18 protein-coding genes are annotated in these 15632 nt (G+C 65.5%); 9 read left to right on the top strand and 9 right to left on the bottom strand.

Going from position 1 to position 15632, the window contains the following annotated elements; all coding sequences use genetic code 11:
* Positions 1 to 40: 40 nt before the first annotated feature.
* Positions 41 to 1399, top strand: a complete 1359-nt coding sequence (locus ASE52_RS11840) for a benzoate/H(+) symporter BenE family transporter (RefSeq protein ID WP_082606848.1) — start codon at positions 41 to 43, stop codon at positions 1397 to 1399.
* Positions 1400 to 1447: 48 nt separating this feature from the next.
* Here ASE52_RS11840 and ASE52_RS11835 read toward each other — a convergent pair whose 3' ends face one another.
* Both ASE52_RS11835 and ASE52_RS11830 read right to left on the bottom strand, forming a co-directional pair.
* Positions 1448 to 1852 carry a VOC family protein gene (locus ASE52_RS11835; protein ID WP_057226311.1) on the bottom strand — a complete coding sequence of 135 codons (405 nt, stop codon included), beginning with the start codon at positions 1850 to 1852 and terminating at the stop codon, positions 1448 to 1450.
* 80 nt (positions 1853 to 1932) lie between these two features.
* The gene (locus tag ASE52_RS11830) at positions 1933 to 2349 is read right to left on the bottom strand and encodes a hypothetical protein (RefSeq protein ID WP_057226308.1); all 417 of its coding nucleotides are present in this window, start codon (positions 2347 to 2349) and stop codon (positions 1933 to 1935) included.
* Positions 2350 to 2450: 101 nt separating this feature from the next.
* Here ASE52_RS11830 and ASE52_RS11825 point away from each other — a divergent pair, with 101 nt between their 5' ends.
* On the top strand, positions 2451 to 3098 hold the full coding sequence (locus ASE52_RS11825) for a TetR/AcrR family transcriptional regulator (protein ID WP_241776984.1): 648 nt from the start codon (positions 2451 to 2453) through the stop codon (positions 3096 to 3098).
* 49 nt (positions 3099 to 3147) lie between these two features.
* Here ASE52_RS11825 and ASE52_RS11820 read toward each other — a convergent pair whose 3' ends face one another.
* The 5 genes from ASE52_RS11820 to ASE52_RS11800 form a co-directional block, all read right to left on the bottom strand.
* Positions 3148 to 4161 (bottom strand): tripartite tricarboxylate transporter substrate binding protein, encoded by a 1014-nt coding sequence (locus ASE52_RS11820; RefSeq protein ID WP_057226306.1) that lies wholly within the window; start codon positions 4159 to 4161, stop codon positions 3148 to 3150.
* A gap of 146 nt (positions 4162 to 4307) precedes the next feature.
* Positions 4308 to 5048, bottom strand: a complete 741-nt coding sequence (locus ASE52_RS11815; protein ID WP_057226304.1) for an SDR family oxidoreductase — start codon at positions 5046 to 5048, stop codon at positions 4308 to 4310.
* Entirely contained in the window at positions 5045 to 6256 is a 1212-nt protein-coding gene (pcaF, locus tag ASE52_RS11810; protein WP_057226302.1) for a 3-oxoadipyl-CoA thiolase, read from the bottom strand. Before pcaF ends, ASE52_RS11815 begins: the two co-directional genes overlap by 4 nt.
* 146 nt (positions 6257 to 6402) lie before the next feature.
* A complete protein-coding gene (locus ASE52_RS11805; RefSeq protein ID WP_057226300.1) occupies positions 6403 to 7089 on the bottom strand; it encodes a 3-oxoacid CoA-transferase subunit B in 687 nt (228 codons plus the stop codon).
* Positions 7086 to 7787, bottom strand: a complete 702-nt coding sequence (locus ASE52_RS11800; RefSeq protein ID WP_057226298.1) for a 3-oxoacid CoA-transferase subunit A — start codon at positions 7785 to 7787, stop codon at positions 7086 to 7088. The genes ASE52_RS11805 and ASE52_RS11800 overlap by 4 nt, the downstream gene beginning before the upstream one ends.
* A gap of 90 nt (positions 7788 to 7877) precedes the next feature.
* Here ASE52_RS11800 and ASE52_RS11795 point away from each other — a divergent pair, with 90 nt between their 5' ends.
* Positions 7878 to 8678: an IclR family transcriptional regulator C-terminal domain-containing protein gene (locus tag ASE52_RS11795; RefSeq protein WP_057226296.1), complete on the top strand. Its 801-nt coding sequence runs from the start codon at positions 7878 to 7880 to the stop codon at positions 8676 to 8678.
* Positions 8679 to 8896: 218 nt separating this feature from the next.
* Here ASE52_RS11795 and ASE52_RS11790 read toward each other — a convergent pair whose 3' ends face one another.
* Positions 8897 to 9118: a hypothetical protein gene (locus ASE52_RS11790; RefSeq protein ID WP_029413244.1), complete on the bottom strand. Its 222-nt coding sequence runs from the start codon at positions 9116 to 9118 to the stop codon at positions 8897 to 8899.
* A gap of 200 nt (positions 9119 to 9318) precedes the next feature.
* Between ASE52_RS11790 and ASE52_RS11785 the strand changes: the two genes are divergently transcribed.
* A complete protein-coding gene (locus ASE52_RS11785) occupies positions 9319 to 9753 on the top strand; it encodes a DUF1841 family protein (RefSeq protein WP_010459392.1) in 435 nt (144 codons plus the stop codon).
* Between the two features lie 93 nt (positions 9754 to 9846).
* Here the strand turns inward: ASE52_RS11785 and ASE52_RS11780 are convergent, their stop codons facing one another.
* The gene (locus ASE52_RS11780) at positions 9847 to 10509 is read right to left on the bottom strand and encodes a c-type cytochrome (protein WP_010459393.1); all 663 of its coding nucleotides are present in this window, start codon (positions 10507 to 10509) and stop codon (positions 9847 to 9849) included.
* Between the two features lie 106 nt (positions 10510 to 10615).
* On the opposite strand from ASE52_RS11780, the gene ASE52_RS11775 reads away from it, so the two are divergent.
* From ASE52_RS11775 to ASE52_RS11755, 5 genes are all read left to right on the top strand, one after another.
* Positions 10616 to 11470, top strand: coding sequence for a MoxR family ATPase (locus ASE52_RS11775; RefSeq protein ID WP_010459395.1), 855 nt, complete (start codon positions 10616 to 10618; stop codon positions 11468 to 11470).
* A complete protein-coding gene (locus ASE52_RS11770) occupies positions 11471 to 11716 on the top strand; it encodes a hypothetical protein (RefSeq protein ID WP_057226294.1) in 246 nt (81 codons plus the stop codon).
* A 16-nt stretch (positions 11717 to 11732) separates the two neighbouring features.
* Complete coding sequence (locus ASE52_RS11765; protein WP_057226292.1) at positions 11733 to 12335, top strand: GNAT family protein; 603 nt, start codon at positions 11733 to 11735, stop codon at positions 12333 to 12335.
* A gap of 18 nt (positions 12336 to 12353) precedes the next feature.
* Positions 12354 to 13541: a VWA domain-containing protein gene (locus ASE52_RS11760; protein WP_010459402.1), complete on the top strand. Its 1188-nt coding sequence runs from the start codon at positions 12354 to 12356 to the stop codon at positions 13539 to 13541.
* A gap of 135 nt (positions 13542 to 13676) precedes the next feature.
* A complete protein-coding gene (locus ASE52_RS11755; RefSeq protein ID WP_198928101.1) occupies positions 13677 to 15629 on the top strand; it encodes a BamA/TamA family outer membrane protein in 1953 nt (650 codons plus the stop codon).
* Positions 15630 to 15632: the final 3 nt, after the last annotated feature.

The following is a 15632-nucleotide window of genomic DNA, read 5'->3' as shown; positions in this document are numbered from 1 at the left end:
TGTGCCCGCTTGGGGGGTGGCCTGCGGGCACCATGGCCCCATGACAACGCAGCACCACCCCACCCACCCATCGCCGGTATTGGCGAACGCCTCCACCCGCGTTGCTGGCACTGTGCCCGCCACCACGGGCCCAGTCCCCGTATTACCCGCTCCGGCGACCTCCACCCGCTGGATGGCCACGGCCCACGACCTGTTTCCCGCCGTGGTGGCGGGGCTGGTGGCCGTGCTGATCTCGTATGCCGGCCCCCTGCTGCTGGTGCTGCAGGCCGCGCAAGCCGGGCACCTGACGGCGGCGCAGGTCACCTCGTGGGTATGGGCCATCTCCATCGGCGCCGGAGCGTGCGGGCTGTGGATGAGCTGGCGTCAGCGCGTGCCCGTGGTCTGCGCGTGGAACACGCCCGGCGCGGCACTGCTGGCCAGCGCGCTGGTGGCCCTGCCCTACAGCCAGGTGATTGGCGCCTATCTGGTGGCTGCGGCGGCATTGTTGCTGATCGGGTGGACCGGCATCTTCGACCGGCTGATGGCGCGCATCCCGCGCAGCCTGTGCGCTGCCATGCTGGCGGGCATCCTGCTGCGTTTTGGCGTGGACGCCTTTGGCGCGGCCCGCAGCACGGTGGAGGGCGCGCCTTGGCTGGTGGGCGCCATGTTTGCGGGCTACCTGCTCTTCAAGCAGCGCTCAGCCCGCTATGCGATCGCCCTCACCTTGCTGCTCGGGGTGGCCCTGTGGCAATGGCTGGGCTGGGGGCAGGTGGCCGCGCAACCCGCCGCCAGCGCCCTGGGCACCTCGCCCTCCGCCTGGGGTCTGGCGTTGCCGGTGTGGACCACGCCCGAATTTTCTTGGACGGCCATCCTGAGCACCGCATTACCCCTGGCAGTGCTGTGCCTTACCGGCCAACAGGTGCCCGGCGTGGCCGTGCTGCGCGCATCAGGCTACACCGCCCACAACAACCAGCTCATCGCGGGCACCGGCCTGGCCAGCCTGCTGCTGGCGCCGTTCGGAGCCCACGGCATCAACCTCGCGGCGATCACGGCCGCCATCTGCACCGGCGAAGAAGCCCACCCGCTGCCCGAAAAGCGCTGGGTGGCGGGTGTGGCCTGCGGTGCGTTCTATCTGCTGCTGGGCAGCTTTGCAGGCGCCATCACCTACGCCTTTGCACAGCTGCCCGCCGCACTGGTGAGCACCGTGGCCGGCCTGGCACTGCTGGGCGCCATCCAGAACGGACTGATCGGTGCCCTGGCCGAGCCCAGCGAGCGCGAAGCCGCACTCGTCACCTTTGTGGTCACCGCCTCCAACGTGAGCCTGCTGGGCCTGGGTTCCGCCTGCTGGGGGCTGGCGCTGGGGCTGCTGACCTGGTGGGTGCTCAAGCCCCGCGCCGCCGCCGTGCCCGCCAGGGCATAAGTGGCTGCCGCCCGTGCACTGCGGCGCGGGGGATGGAGCGACGGGCTCTCAACCATCTCCCTTTGCGCAGTTCAGCATCCACTGAACGCCAAACCGATCGGTCAATTTTCCGTAGTAGTCGCCCCAAGCCTGGATGCCCAAGGGGGTTGTGACGGTCCCGCCAACCCCCAGGGCCTGAAAGAGCTTGTTCGTGGCATCCCGGTTGTCCATTGCCAGCAAGTGCGCAGAGCCCCGCATGGGTTCGGCATCATCGTTGTCCGAGGCATAAAAGAGGAGTCCTGGGCCCTGGAACTTGGCGTGCATGACCTTGCCGCGCAGGGCCTCGTTCTTGACGGGCATGCCGTCGACACCGTAGCGCAGCACCTCCACAACGTGGCCAAGACCACATTGCGCATAGAAATCCAGCGCTTCGTCGCAGGTTGTGGTGAAGAACAGATAGTTCGAGAGTTGCATGGTCGTATCCCTGAAACGCGGAGCGAGGTTGCGACACTGTCGGCCCCGCTCCGCAAATTGGCTTGGCAGCCCAGGCGCTATCAGGCCGCGGCAACCCCTGCACCGAGCTGCGCGTTGGTCAGGGCCGTCCCCGCAATGCCCCAGGCCCCATCCACGGCGTGCACCACGTTGACCCAGATACGTTCCCTGGGATGCTGCGCGAGCGACAGCTCATGAATGATGTCCGTGGCCTCCTCGACGTAGCCGACTTGCACCTCGCGGCTGGCGAAGGCGAATGAAGGGACCTTCCATTCGACGAAAACCACGGAGGCCTCCTGGGACCCGGAATACGTGTGCGCCTTCGGCACAAGGTGGATCGACCCCACGATATTGCGTTTCATCGCTTCGTTGCCCGCCAGCCCATGCCACTTGAGCATGGCATCGGACAGTCGGCTGAAGGCGACTTTTTCCTGGCCTTCGGGCAGGACGCCTTTGGTGAGGGTGAGAGTGAGTGGCATGGGTGGTTCCAGGTCAAGACAACGGCGTTGAACTCATGCCCTGCCGTGTGCAGGACATTTCAAGTAACGATCGTTATCCAATAATACATAACGATCGTTCTTTGAACAACTACAATCGTCTGCATCACACGCCAGAGGAGTTCCACGTGGTTTCAAGGTCCGAGCAAAAGGTGCTGACGCGCCAACGCATCCTGGAAGCCGCGGGGCGCGGGTTTCGCAAGGGAGGATTCGGCGGGGTCGGGGTGGATGGCCTGGCGAAGGAAGCGGGACTGACTTCGGGCGCTTTCTATGTTCATTTCGACTCCAAAGCCCACGCGTTTCGCGAATCGGTGGCGCAAGGCATGGCCGAATTGAAAGGCGGCGTGCAGTACTACCAGGCGGAGCATGGGCGCGCCTGGTGGCCTGAATTCGTGCGCTTCTACCTTCGTGCCAAGCGCACCTGCGACCTGTCGGAAAGCTGCACGCTGCAAACCATGCCACCGGAAGTCGCGCGGGCGGATGAGGCCTCCCGCGCCAGCTTTGAAGTGGCCTTGCGCGATGTGGCGCAGGCAATCATCGATGGCCCCGCCTCACCCGGCGCGCCGCGGGAGCTGGGTGCCGCCTGCGCCGCCCTGTCTTCGCTGGTGGGCGCCGTCACGCTTGCGCGGGCGGTGGGGAGTGAAGCCTTCGCGGACCAGATCGCGGCGGGGGCGGAACAGGCATTGCTCGGCGCGGCGGCCGGCCACAAGGGCCCTGGCAAAGCCCGCTGAATCCGGGGCCGGGAGGTCCGTGGCGGCGGGGCCCGGCCCCGCCACAAGATCAGTCCAGGCTAGCGCCAGACTCCTTGACGACCTTGCCCCATTTCACCGACTCGGACTGGATAAAGGCGGCGAACTGCTCGGGCGTCTCGCTATACGTTTCGGCGCCCTGCTCGTTGATCTTCTTTTTCACCTCAGCCTGGTTCAGCACCTTGGCCAGCGCGGTGTTGAGCCTGGCCAGCACCGGTGCGGGCGTGCCAGCAGGCGCGAACATGCCGAACCACGACGTGGCCTCGTAGCCGGGCACGCCGGCTTCGGCGATGGTGGGCACGTTGGGCAGCTCGGGCGAGCGCTTGGCGGTGGTCACGGCAATGGGCACCAGCTTGCCGCTGCGCACATGCTGGATGGCCGAGGGCATGTTGTCGAACATGATGCCGATCTGGTTGCCGAGCAGGTCGGTCACGGCCGGTGCGCTGCCTTTGTAGGGCACGTGCACCATGTCCACCTTGGCCAGGCTCTTGAACAGCTCGCCCGACAGGTGGATGGAGCTGCCGTTGCCCGACGAGCCGAAGTTGAGCTTGCCGGGATTGGCCTTGGCGTAGGCGATCAGCTCGGGCACAGTCTTGAAAGGCTGTGCTGGGTTGGCCACCAGCAGGTTGGGCACGTTGGCCACACGCGAGAGCGGCGCGAAGTCCTTGATGGGATCGAACGGCATCTTCTTGTACAGGCTGGCGTTGATGGCGTGGGTGCCCACCGTGCCCATGAACAGGGTGTAGCCATCTGCCGAGGCCTTGGCCGCCAGCGCGCCACCGATGTTGCCGCCCGCACCGGCGCGGTTGTCCACGATGACCGACTGGCCGAGTTCGGTGGTCAGTGCCTGGCCGATGATGCGGGCCAGGATGTCGGTGGTGCCGCCCGCGGCAAAGGGCACGACGATGGTGACGGGCTTGGTGGGATAGGCCTGGGCCATTGCTGCGCTGCTGCCCAGCAGGCCAGCACCGGCGATGGCGGCGATGCCCGCGCAGGCAGCGGCCGACAGCGCAAAGCGGCGGGTGGTGTGGATGGGACGGGTCATGGTTTGTCTCCTTCAGGAAGGTGGATGAAATGGGTGTCACGAGCGCGGAATCCGCCGCGCCGTGGCCTCAACCGGGCGCCAAAGCCTCCGGGCGAGAACAGGGGGTGCGCCCCTTTCAGGGCTGCTGTGAAAATGCGTTCAGGTGGCTAGACAGGTGCCACGCCGAGCGTGGTACCACCGCACACGTACAACACCTGCCCGGTCACGAAACCGTTGTCGGGCGAGAGGAAGAACAGCGCCGCGCGCGCCACGTCGTCGGGCGTGCCCATGCGGCCCACGGCAATGCTTTTGAGGATGCGCTCGGTCTGCGGCGCGCCCTCGGGGTTGCTCTGGCGGAACAGCTCGGTCGCAATCGGCCCGGGGCCGATGGCGTTGACGGTGATGCCGTCACGCCCCAGCTCCATGGCCAGCGTGCGTGTCATGCCGATCATTCCGGCCTTGGTGGCCGAATACACGATGCGGTCGGCCTTGCCCAGTGCGGCGCGCGACGACATGTTGACGATGCGGCCCTGCCCGCTGGCGCGCAGCGTGGGCAGAAAGGCTTGCACCAGCAGCATGGGCGCGCGCAGGTGCAGGCCCACCACGTCGTCCAGGTGCGCGGTGGTGGTGGTGTCGATGGTGCCGGGGCGTGTGGCGCCGGCGTTGTTCACCAGCGCCGTGACGTTGTGTTTGGCGGCAATCTCGGACGCGCGATCGCGGGTCGATGCCTCGTCGGTCAGGTCGCCCTGGTAGGACGTGAGCAGCGGGTGGCTCCAGCTGGGCAGCACGTAGTCCAGGTTGACCACGGCACGGCCCTGGGCCAGCACGGCCTCGGCGATGGCGCGGCCGATGCCGTTGCTGGCGCCGGTGACGACCGTGACGGGAGTGCTTTTATCAAATGCGGTCACACGCGCTCCAGGATGATGGCAATGCCCTGCCCCACGCCGATGCACATGGTGCACAGCGCGTACTGGCCGGCGTGCTCGTGCAGGCGGTTCACAGCCGTGGTGACCAGGCGTGCACCGCTGGCACCCAGCGGGTGGCCCAGCGCAATGGCGCCGCCCCAGGCGTTGACGCGGGCGTCATCGTCCTTGATGCCCAGCGCGCGCAGCACGGCCAGGCCTTGCGCGGCAAAGGCTTCGTTGAGCTCGATCACGTCCAGGTGGTCGATGGTCAGGCCCGTCTGCGCCAGCACCTTTTGCGTGGCAGGCGTGGGGCCGAAGCCCATGATGCGCGGTGCCACGCCGGCCACCGCCATGCCCACCACGCGGGCGCGGGGCTTGAGGCCGTATTTGGCGGCATTGGCTTCGTCGGCCAGCAGCAACGCGCAGGCGCCGTCGTTCACGCCGCTGGCGTTGCCCGCCGTCACCGTGCCATCGGGCCGCACCACGCCCTTGAGCTTGGCCAGCGCTTCGATGCTGGTCTCACGCGGGTGCTCGTCCTGGCTCACGATGATCGCGTCGCCCTTCTTTTGCGGGATGTGCACCGGCACGATCTCGCGCGCCAGATGGCCAGCCTTGATGGCGGCCACGGCGTTGAGCTGGCTGCGCAGGGCCATCTGGTCCTGGGCTTCGCGCTCGATCTTGAAGTCGGTGGCCACGTTCTCGGCGGTTTCGGGCATGGAGTCGACGCCGTACTTTTCCTTCATCAGCTTGTTGATGAAGCGCCAGCCGATGGTGGTGTCGTAGACGGCGTTGTTGCGGCTGAAGGCGCTTTCTGCCTTGGGCATGACGAAGGGCGCGCGGCTCATGCTCTCCACGCCGCCCGCGATCATCAGGCCCGCCTCGCCCGCCTTGATGGCGCGCGCGGCGGTGCCCACAGCATCGAGCCCCGAGCCGCACAGGCGGTTGATGGTGGCGCCGGGCACGTCGATGGGCAGGCCCGCCAGCAGGCTGCTCATGTGGGCCACGTTGCGGTTGTCTTCACCGGCCTGGTTGGCGCAGCCGTAGAGCACGTCGGTCACCGCGGCCCAGTCCACGCCGGGGTTGCGGTCCATCAGCGCCTTGATGGGGATGGCGCCCAGGTCGTCGGTGCGCACGCTGGAGAGCGCGCCGCCGTATCGTCCAAAGGGGGTGCGGATGGCGTCGCAGATGAAGGCTTGGCGTTGTGGGCTCATGGTGTTGTCTCCTCGTTTCTATGGACTCAGTGGAAAGGCCCCCAGACCGTTCGCCCGGAGCTTGTCGAAGGGTTGCGCTGACGGCGCCCTGGCTTCGACGGACTCAGCCCGAACGGGTGGGGTGTGGTGATGACGAAATGACGCATTCAAACGGCGGCTGCACGGATGGGCAGGCCCACCAGTTGTTCCAGCTCAGGCAACTGCAGGCCGGCCACGGTGTCGATGAGCTGCAGCCCCGTGGGCGTGCAGGCCAGTGTGCACAGATCGGTGTAGATGCGCTTCACGCAGGCGACACCGGTCAGCGGGTAGGTGCATTGCGTCACGATCTTGCTGGCGCCCTGCTTGGTCAGCAGGTCCATCATCACCCAGGTCTGCTTGGCGCCGATGGCCAGGTCCATGGCGCCTCCCACGGCCGGAATCGCACCGGGCTCGCCGGTGCTCCAGTTGGCCAGGTCGCCCGTGGCGCTGACCTGGAAGGCGCCCAGCACGCAGATGTCGAGGTGCCCGCCGCGCATCATCGCGAAGCTGTCAGCGTGGTGGAAATACGCGCCGCCGGGCAGCAGCGTCACCGGCTGCTTGCCTGCGTTGATGAGGTCGTAGTCTTCCAACCCCGCAGCCGGCGCCGGGCCCATGCCGAGGATGCCGTTCTCGCTTTGCAGGATGACCTCGCGGCCCGCGGGAATGTGGTTGGCCACCAGGGTGGGCTGGCCGATGCCCAGGTTGACGTAGGCGCCGTCGTGGATGTCTTGTGCCACGCGTTTCGCCAGTTCTTCCTTACTACGCTTTTGATAGCTGCTCACGCCTTTTCCTTGTGCGGTAGGGGCCGATTTCATGCCGATTTCTTGAACCCACCGGCCTGCGTGGCGGTGCGGTCGATCTTCACCACATGGGTCACGTAGATGCCGGGCGTGACGATGGCTTCCGGGTCCAGCGCGCCCAGTTCCACCACCTCGTGCACGGTGGCGATCGTGGTCTTGGCGGCGGTGGCCATCACGGGTCCGAAGTTGCGCGCCGACATGCGGTAGGTCAGGTTGCCCCAGCGGTCGCCCTTCTCGGCCTTGATCAGGGCCACATCGCCGTGGATGGGGTACTCCAGCACGTAGTGCTTGCCGTTGATCTCGCGCGTCTCCTTGCCGGCGGCCAGCTCGGTGCCGTGGGCCGTGGGGCAGAAGAAGGCGCCGATGCCCGCGCCCGCAGCGCGCAGGCGCTCGGCCAGATTGCCCTGGGGCACGAGTTCGAGTTCGAGCTTGCCGCTGCGGTACAGGTCGTCGAACACATAGCTGTCGACCTGGCGCGGAAAGCTGCAGATGATCTTGCGCACCTGGCCCGCCTTGAGCAGTGCGGCCAGACCCTGGTCGGCATTGCCGGCGTTGTTGTTGACCACCGTGAGGTCGCGCGCGCCCTGGGCGATCAGGCCGTCGATCAGCTCACCGGGAATGCCGGCCGTGCCGAAACCGCCTATCAACACCGTGGCACCATCCTTCACCCCCGAAAGGGCCTGGGCCACCGACTCCGCCAGCTTGTTGATCATCGAACCGCTTTCATGATGTGCTTGACTCCAGATAGAATTTGTTCGCTTATAGAACAAATGTTCGCATAAAGAATTATAGTTGGCATACGTATGAATTTCCAAACCCCTGAAGCCAAAGACCCCAAACCCAGCGACAGCTATGTGCAGTCGTTCGCGCGCGGGCTGGAGGTGATCCGATCGTTCAGCGCCGCCCGGCCGCAGCAGACATTGAGCGAAGTGGCCGCGCAGACCGGCCTGACCCGCGCGGGCGCGCGCCGCATCCTGCTCACGCTGCAGACGCTGGGTTACGTAGAGACGGACGGCAAGCTCTTTCGCCTGAGCCCGCGCATCCTGGACCTGGGCTTTGCCTACTTGTCGTCGCTGCCGATCTGGAACCTGGCCGAGCCGGTGATGGAAGACCTGGTGGAGGAGGTACGCGAGTCGTCATCGGCCGCCGTGCTCGACGGGTTGGACATCGTCTACGTGCTGCGCGTGCCTACGCACAAGATCATGCGCACCACGCTGGGCGTGGGCTCGCGCCTGCCCGCGTGCTGGACCTCGATGGGCCGCATGCTGCTGGCGGGCCTGCCGGATGACGAGTTGCAGGCCCGGCTGCAGGGCCACCCCATGGACCGTTTTACCGAGCACACCACCACGGATAGGGACACTCTGCTCGCCCACATCCGCCTGGCGCGGCAGCAGGGTTGGTGCCTGGTGAATCAGGAGCTGGAAGAGGGTTTGATATCGATTGCCGCGCCGCTGACCAACCGCACGGGGCAGACGGTGGCGGCGCTCAACATCAGCGGGCAGGCCAACCGCACGAGTGCGGCGGTGATGCAGGAGAGCTTGTTGCCTGCGCTGCTGCGCGCGGCCAAAACCATCTCACGGATGATGGGCGCGCCAAGAGGTTGAGTTGTGTGGGAAAGACCGCTACCGGCAGGAGCCAGTGGTCACCCACCGCCACGACCGGCCAGTGTTCACGCTCCGCCTCGCGTTTTGCGTGTTTGAGGGCCTGAGCGCCGACTTGAATAGAGCAAGAACCGGAGCGGCAACACCATCCACTTGCCACGATGGTTGCTCCAGATGGCGGACGAGGCGCCTGCCATCGGGCAGAAGGCAGGCGCGTTCCATCAATTTTTGCGAAACCCCAGCACCAGAACCACGCCGCCAAGCACCATGGCCCCCAGGCTCATCCACTGCGGGATGTTCACGGACTCTTTTTCCTTCACCGTCAGCTCCAACGGGCCCAGTTTGGCTTGGGTCGTGTCCTTGGTAAAACTGAAGCCACCGGTCAAAAACCCGGCCAAGCCCAGCACCAACAACAGCACACCCACGATTCGCATTGCATTCATGACAGTTCTCCCAAGGCCGGGTTTTGATGACTGTGGCAAAGCGGACCCGGCTCCATGTCTTTGCGCAAGGCCAATGTAGGGGCATCCGCATGGCGCCAACGTAGGACGCCGCCCCGGCCAGATGTAGCAAGCGGTCGCGATCCGCACCCCACCACCCTGTGCACTCTGGGCCCTTCACCCGCGTGCTACCCTCACGCCCCATGTTCAGCCCCTCCCAAGCCGACGTGCGCCGCTTTCTGTGCGGTGTGCATGCCAAAACCCAGAGCGGCGCCCCCATGGAAGCCATCGAAACGCTGGCCAGCCTGTGGATTGCCGAGCACCCCGAATACCACGCCGACCTGTCCGACGCCGACGCTGCCGTGGCCCGCAACTACGACGAGACGCCGGGCCAGACCAACCCGTTCCTGCACCTGTCCATGCACCTGTCGATCAGCGAACAGTGCAGCATTGACCAGCCCCGCGGCATCCGCCAGGCGGTGGAATTGCTGACGGCGCGGCTCGATTCGCTGCACGACGCCCACCATGCGGCCATGGACTGCCTGGGCGAAATGCTATGGGAGAGCCAGCGCGCAGGCCGCCCGCCCGATGGCGACGCCTACATCGCCTGCGTGCAGCGGCGCGCCACACGGGATTGATGCCGCCCCAACAGCTGGCGCGCACCCAAAGTAAAAAGCCCGCTTGCGCGGGCTTTTACTTGGAGTCCTTGCGGACTCTACAAAGATGAGCGATCAACGGAAGCGCGATTGCGGCACCACGTGCAGATCGCCGTCAAGGCCGCTGATGTAGCCCGACAGCGCTTTCAGCTCGGCATTGGTGAACTGCTTGGCCACGCCGCCCATGATGGCGTTGCCACGGCCCACGTTGGCGTTCTTCTCGACCTTGTAGGCCTTGAGGGCCACGAAGAGATAGTCGGCGTGCTGGCCGGCGATCTTGGGGTACGAAGGATCAATGGGCTTGGCAAAGTTGTCGCCGTGGCAAGACACGCAGGCGCCCTTCTTGAGCAGCTCTGCCACCTGCACACTGGGTTCACGCGATGGCTTGGCGGGCAGTTCGGCACCGGTCTTGCCATGCTGTTCGTAGTAGGCCGACACATCGGCGATGTCTTTTTCAGAAAGCGAGTCGGCGATGCCACGCATCGTGGGGTGCTTGCGCTCACCCTTCTGGTAGGCCACGAGCGCAGCGGAGATGTACTTGGCGCTCTGGCCCGAGATCATGGGCACCTTGTGGATCTCAGGAAAGCTGGCCTGGTAGCCAACAATGCCGTGGCAGCCAATGCACATGGCAATCTTTTGTTTGCCGGCTTCCACGTCGCCTTTGGCTTCCTGGGCATGGGACAAGGCGGTCACGGAAGCGACAGCCAGGGCAAATAGCGTGGTCAGCGTTTTGTTCATTTTGCGCGCACAATCTCGTGGAAGTTCAGCTCTGGGCTCTGATCAACCGCCGATTATAGCCAGCGCCTGTCAAGCCCCATTCATCAACGATCCGGTGATTTCCCTCATGAAATTCCAAGGTTCCCAGAACTACGTCGCCACCCAAGACCTGATGCTTGCCGTGAACGCGGCCATCACCCTGCAACGCCCGCTGCTCATCAAGGGAGAACCCGGCACCGGCAAGACCATGCTGGCCGAGGAAGTGGCGCAGGCGCTCGACATGCCACTGCTGCAGTGGCACATCAAGTCCACCACCAAGGCGCAGCAGGGCCTGTATGAATATGACGCCGTGAGTCGCTTGCGGGACAGCCAGCTCAATGACGGCGACAGCGCCGGGCGCGTGAAGGACATCCGCAACTACATCATCCAGGGTGTGTTGTGGCAGGCCTTCACGGCCGACCGCCCCGTCGCCCTGCTGATCGACGAGATCGACAAGGCCGACATCGAATTCCCGAACGACCTGCTGCGAGAAATCGACCGCATGGAGTTCTACTGCTACGAAACGCGCGAACTCATCAAGGCCAAGCACCGCCCGCTGGTGTTCATCACGTCGAACAACGAAAAAGAGCTGCCCGACGCGTTCCTGCGCCGCTGCTTCTTTCACTTCATCAAGTTCCCCGAAGCCGACACGATGCGCCAGATCGTCAACGTGCACTTCCCCACGCTCAAGAGTGAGTTGCTGGGCGTGGCGATGAAGACGTTTTATGACGTGCGCAACCTGCCCGGCCTGAAGAAGAAGCCATCGACCAGCGAGCTGCTCGACTGGCTCAAGCTGCTGGTGGCCGAGGACATTCCGCTGACCGCACTGCAAAGCGCCGACAACAAGGTGGCCGTGCCGCCGCTGGTGGGCGCACTGCTCAAGAACGAGCAAGACGTGAGCCTGTTTGAAAAACTGGTGTTCATGAACCAGAGGAACCGCTGAGTGAGCGACGGCAACAACGATACCCGCCAACTGCTGGTCAACGGCTTTGCGGATGCCGTGGGCTTTGTGGGTGGTGCGCTGCTGGGCTTCTGGCTGGGCACGTTGCTCGGGTTCGACGTCTTCGCGCCTGGCTACGGCACCGGCAGCCTGATCGGTATCGCCATGGTGGGCATCGGCGGTGGCCTGGGCCTGCACGCTGCGCGGCGCTGGCAGGCCAGTCGGCACAGCAAACCCTCCAAGGATTGACGAAGAGAAAAGACCCATGGCCTTTGTAGAACCAGTCACCCTGCGCGACCGGGGCATCCGCCTGGAGCCCCTGGCGCTGTCCCATGAACACGGCTTGGCGGCCGCTGCGGCCGACGGCGAACTGTGGAAACTGCGCATCACCTCGGTGCCCGAACCCCAGGACACCCGTGCGTACATCGAGACAGCCCTCAAGATGCGCGAAGACGGCAACCGCTTCGCCTTCGCCGTGGTCGAGGACGCCACTGGCAAGGTACTGGGCTCCACAAGCTACCACGACATTCTGCCCGCCGTGAAACGCGTGGAGATTGGCTACACCTGGTACTGCACAAGCGTGCAGCGCACCCATGTGAACACCACCTGCAAGCTGATGATGATGGGCCACGCCTTCGATACGCTGGGCTGCCACGTGGTGGGCTGGCGCACCGACAACTACAACTTTGCATCGCAGAAGGCCATTGAGCGCCTGGGCGCCCGGAAGGACGGAGTGATCCGCGGCCACGCGCTGCGCCGCGACGGCACCATCCGCGACACAGTGATGTACAGCATGCGCTCGGGCGAATGGCCGGAGGCCAAGGCACAACTGCTATATCTTTTAGAGCGTCACGCGCTTACTGAATAAGCGCTGGAGGCCAAAAACATGCTCATCGACTTCTTCTACACCCTGCGCACGGCCAAGTTGCCCGTGTCCGTGAAGGAATACCTCACCCTGCTCGAAGCCCTGCAGGCGGGTGTGGTAGGCCCCAAGTCGGATGACGCGTGGAGCCTGGACGACTTCTACAACCTCTCGCGCCTTACGCTGGTCAAGGACGAGAAGCACTACGACAAGTTCGACCGGGCCTTCGGCGCCTACTTCAAGGGCGTGGAAATGGTGGCCGACTTCACCAAGGAGATTCCCGCCGACTGGCTGCGCAAGATCCTGGAGAACGAGCTCACGCCCGAGCAGAAGGCCGCCATCGAGAAGATGGGCTGGGACGAACTGATGGAGACGCTCAAGAAGCGCCTCGAAGAACAAAAGGAACGCCACGAGGGCGGCAGCAAGTGGATCGGCACGGGCGGCACCAGCCCGTTCGGCCACGGTGGCTACAACCCGCAGGGTGTGCGCATCGGCGGCGCCGGCAAGAACAAGAGCGCCGTGAAGGTGTGGGAACAGCGCGCCTACAAGGACTACGACGACCAGCAGGAGCTGGGCACACGCAACATCAAGGTGGCGCTGCGCCGCCTGCGCAAGTTCGCACGCGAAGGGCACGAGCTGGAGCTGGACCTGCCCGACACCATCCGCAGCACGGCGGCCAACGCGGGCTACCTGGACATCAAGATGGTGCCCGAGCGGCACAACAACGTGAAGGTGCTGCTGCTGATGGACGTGGGCGGCACCATGGACGAACACATCCAGCGCGTGGAAGAACTGTTCAGCGCCGTGAAGACGGAGTTCAAGCACCTGGAGTTCTATTACTTCCACAACTGCGTGTACGACTTCATGTGGAAGAACAACCGCCGCCGCTTTGCCGAGAAGTTTCCGACCTGGGACATCATCCGCAAGTACAACAAGGACTACAAGCTGATCTTCGTGGGCGACGCGACCATGAGCCCGTATGAGATCCTGCAGCCCGGCGGCAGCGTGGAATACAACAACGAAGAGCCGGGCGCCGAGTGGATCCAGCGCCTCACGCATGCCTTCCCCAAGTTTGCGTGGATCAACCCCGAGCCCCAAGGCGTGTGGCAGTACCGCCAGAGCATCAGCATCATCCAGCAGCTGGTGGGCAACCGCATGTACCCGCTGTCGCTCAAGGGGCTGGAAGAAACCATGCGGCTGCTGTCGAAGTAGGCGGGATGGGGCACCAGCGCTTGGTAGCCCATCGCGCGGAACTGTCTGACACGGCGGGCCTGATTTTCGGTGCATAGTGGTGGTGGGCTGGTTTTGCAGCCCGCCCCCACTTTCTAAAACCACCGTTTTCCTGCCGTGCCTTTTCGCGTCCTGCGCTCTACATCCTCTTCCTCAACGCCGGCCCCATGGCCGGCGTTGCTGCTTTTCAGCGCGCTGTGCCTGCAGGGCTGCAGCTTGCTGCCGCGCGGGCAGGACGGAGATAGCGCCGCATCGGCCGCCGCCACCCCAGCCATTGCCGAATCCGGCACGCCCTCCTTCGCCGTGCAGGTGAATGCCCCCGCCAGCGTGCGCGAGACACTGGAGCGCCACCTGGAGCTGCAGCGCTTTCGCCACCTGCCCGACCTGCACGCCAACGAGCTGCAGCGCCTGCTGGGCGCGGCCGACGCCAATGCCCGCGAACTGCTGGGCACGATGGGCTACTTCGCGCCCACCATCACGGTGGAGCTGACCGAAACGCCCGACAGCAAGGCCGGCCCGCGCACAGTGGTGGTCACGGTGCAGCCCGGCCCGCAGACCCGCATTGCCAGCGCGGACGTCGACTTCACTGGCAACACGGGCGGTATCAACACGGCGCAATCGCCAGAAGAAACCGACTCCCAGAGCGCCAGCATCCGCCAGCAGCAACGTGTGCAGCGCAACTGGTCCTTGCAGCCGGGCCAGCCGTTCACCCAGTCCGCGTGGGACTCCGCCAAGAACGACGGCCTGCGCCAGCTGCAAGCGCGCCGCCACCCCACCGCCCGCATCGCTACCAGCCGGGCCGAGATCGACGCCGACAAGCACGAGGCCAAACTCAGCGTGACCTACGAGCCCGGCCCGCCCTATCGCTTCGGGCCACTCAGGGTGGAGGGCAGCGAGCGCTACGACCCCGACGGCGCCCGGCGCCTGGCGCGCCTGCCCACGGGCGCGGTCTACGACGAGGCCGAACTGCTCGACGCCCAACTGCGGCTGGCCAGCAGTGGCTACTACGACGCGGTGTTCCTCACGCTCGACACCGAGGGCACCGACCCGCAGACCGCGCCTGTGGTGGCCCAGGTGCGCGAGGCCAAGGTGCAAAAGCTGGTGTTCGGGCCAGGGTTCTCGACCGACAGCGGCGCGCGCCTGTCGCTGGAGCACATCCATAACCAGTTGCCCGTGATCGGCTGGCGCGCCGTGAGCAAGCTGTCGCTGGACCGCGAAACCAAACTGGCCAGCACCGAATGGACCGACCTGCCCGACAACCGGGGCTGGCGCTGGTTTGCAGGCGGGCAACTGCAGCGCGAATCCACGGGCGACTACGACGTCAACAGCGGCCGCCTGCGCGCAGGCCGCAGCAAAAGCACGAAGAACATCGATCGCAACTACTTCCTGCAGTACGACTACGCCAACAGCCAGGGCCTGGATGCCAACGTGCAGTCGCCCTCTGATACCAGCACAGCCCTCAGCGTGAACTACGGCTGGACAGGTCGCTACTTCAACAGCCCCACCGCCCCCACGCGCGGCCACGGCATCGCCGTGGAACTGGGGCTGGGCACCACGCTGCGGCCTGAGCGCGACCCGTTTGTTCGCACCCTGGTGCGCTGGCAGTCGTTCATCCCCGCAGGCCGTGTGCAGGACGCCGCCGGTGTGGGCCGCAGCGCCCGCGTGGCCTTGCGCGCAGAGGGCGGGGCCGTGCTGGCGCGCGATGGCGCGCAGATCCCGGTCACCCAGCTTTTCCTGACCGGGGGTGACACCACCGTGCGTGGCTACGGCTACCGCAGCATCGGCGCCCGCACCGACAAGGGCCAGCTCTACGGCGGCCGCTACCTGGCCGTGGGCAGCGTCGAATGGCAGCGCCCCATCGTCTACCAGGGCGCCATGACCGACTGGGAGAGCACGCTGTTCGTGGATGCTGGCGCCGTGGCCGACCGCCTGGGCGACATGGACCCGCGCGTTGGCGTGGGGGCTGGCGTGCGCTGGCGCAGCCCTGTGGGCCCCCTGCAGGCCGACCTGGCCTATGGCGTGAAAACCAAGGAGGTGCGGCTCCACCTGCGGCTCGGGTTCAGCTTCTGATGG

The sequence above is a fragment of the Acidovorax sp. Root275 genome (assembly GCF_001428965.1).
GTDB classification, from domain to species: Bacteria; Pseudomonadota; Gammaproteobacteria; order Burkholderiales; family Burkholderiaceae_C; genus Acidovorax; species Acidovorax radicis.
This window is presented reverse-complemented; position numbering and strand designations above follow the sequence as displayed.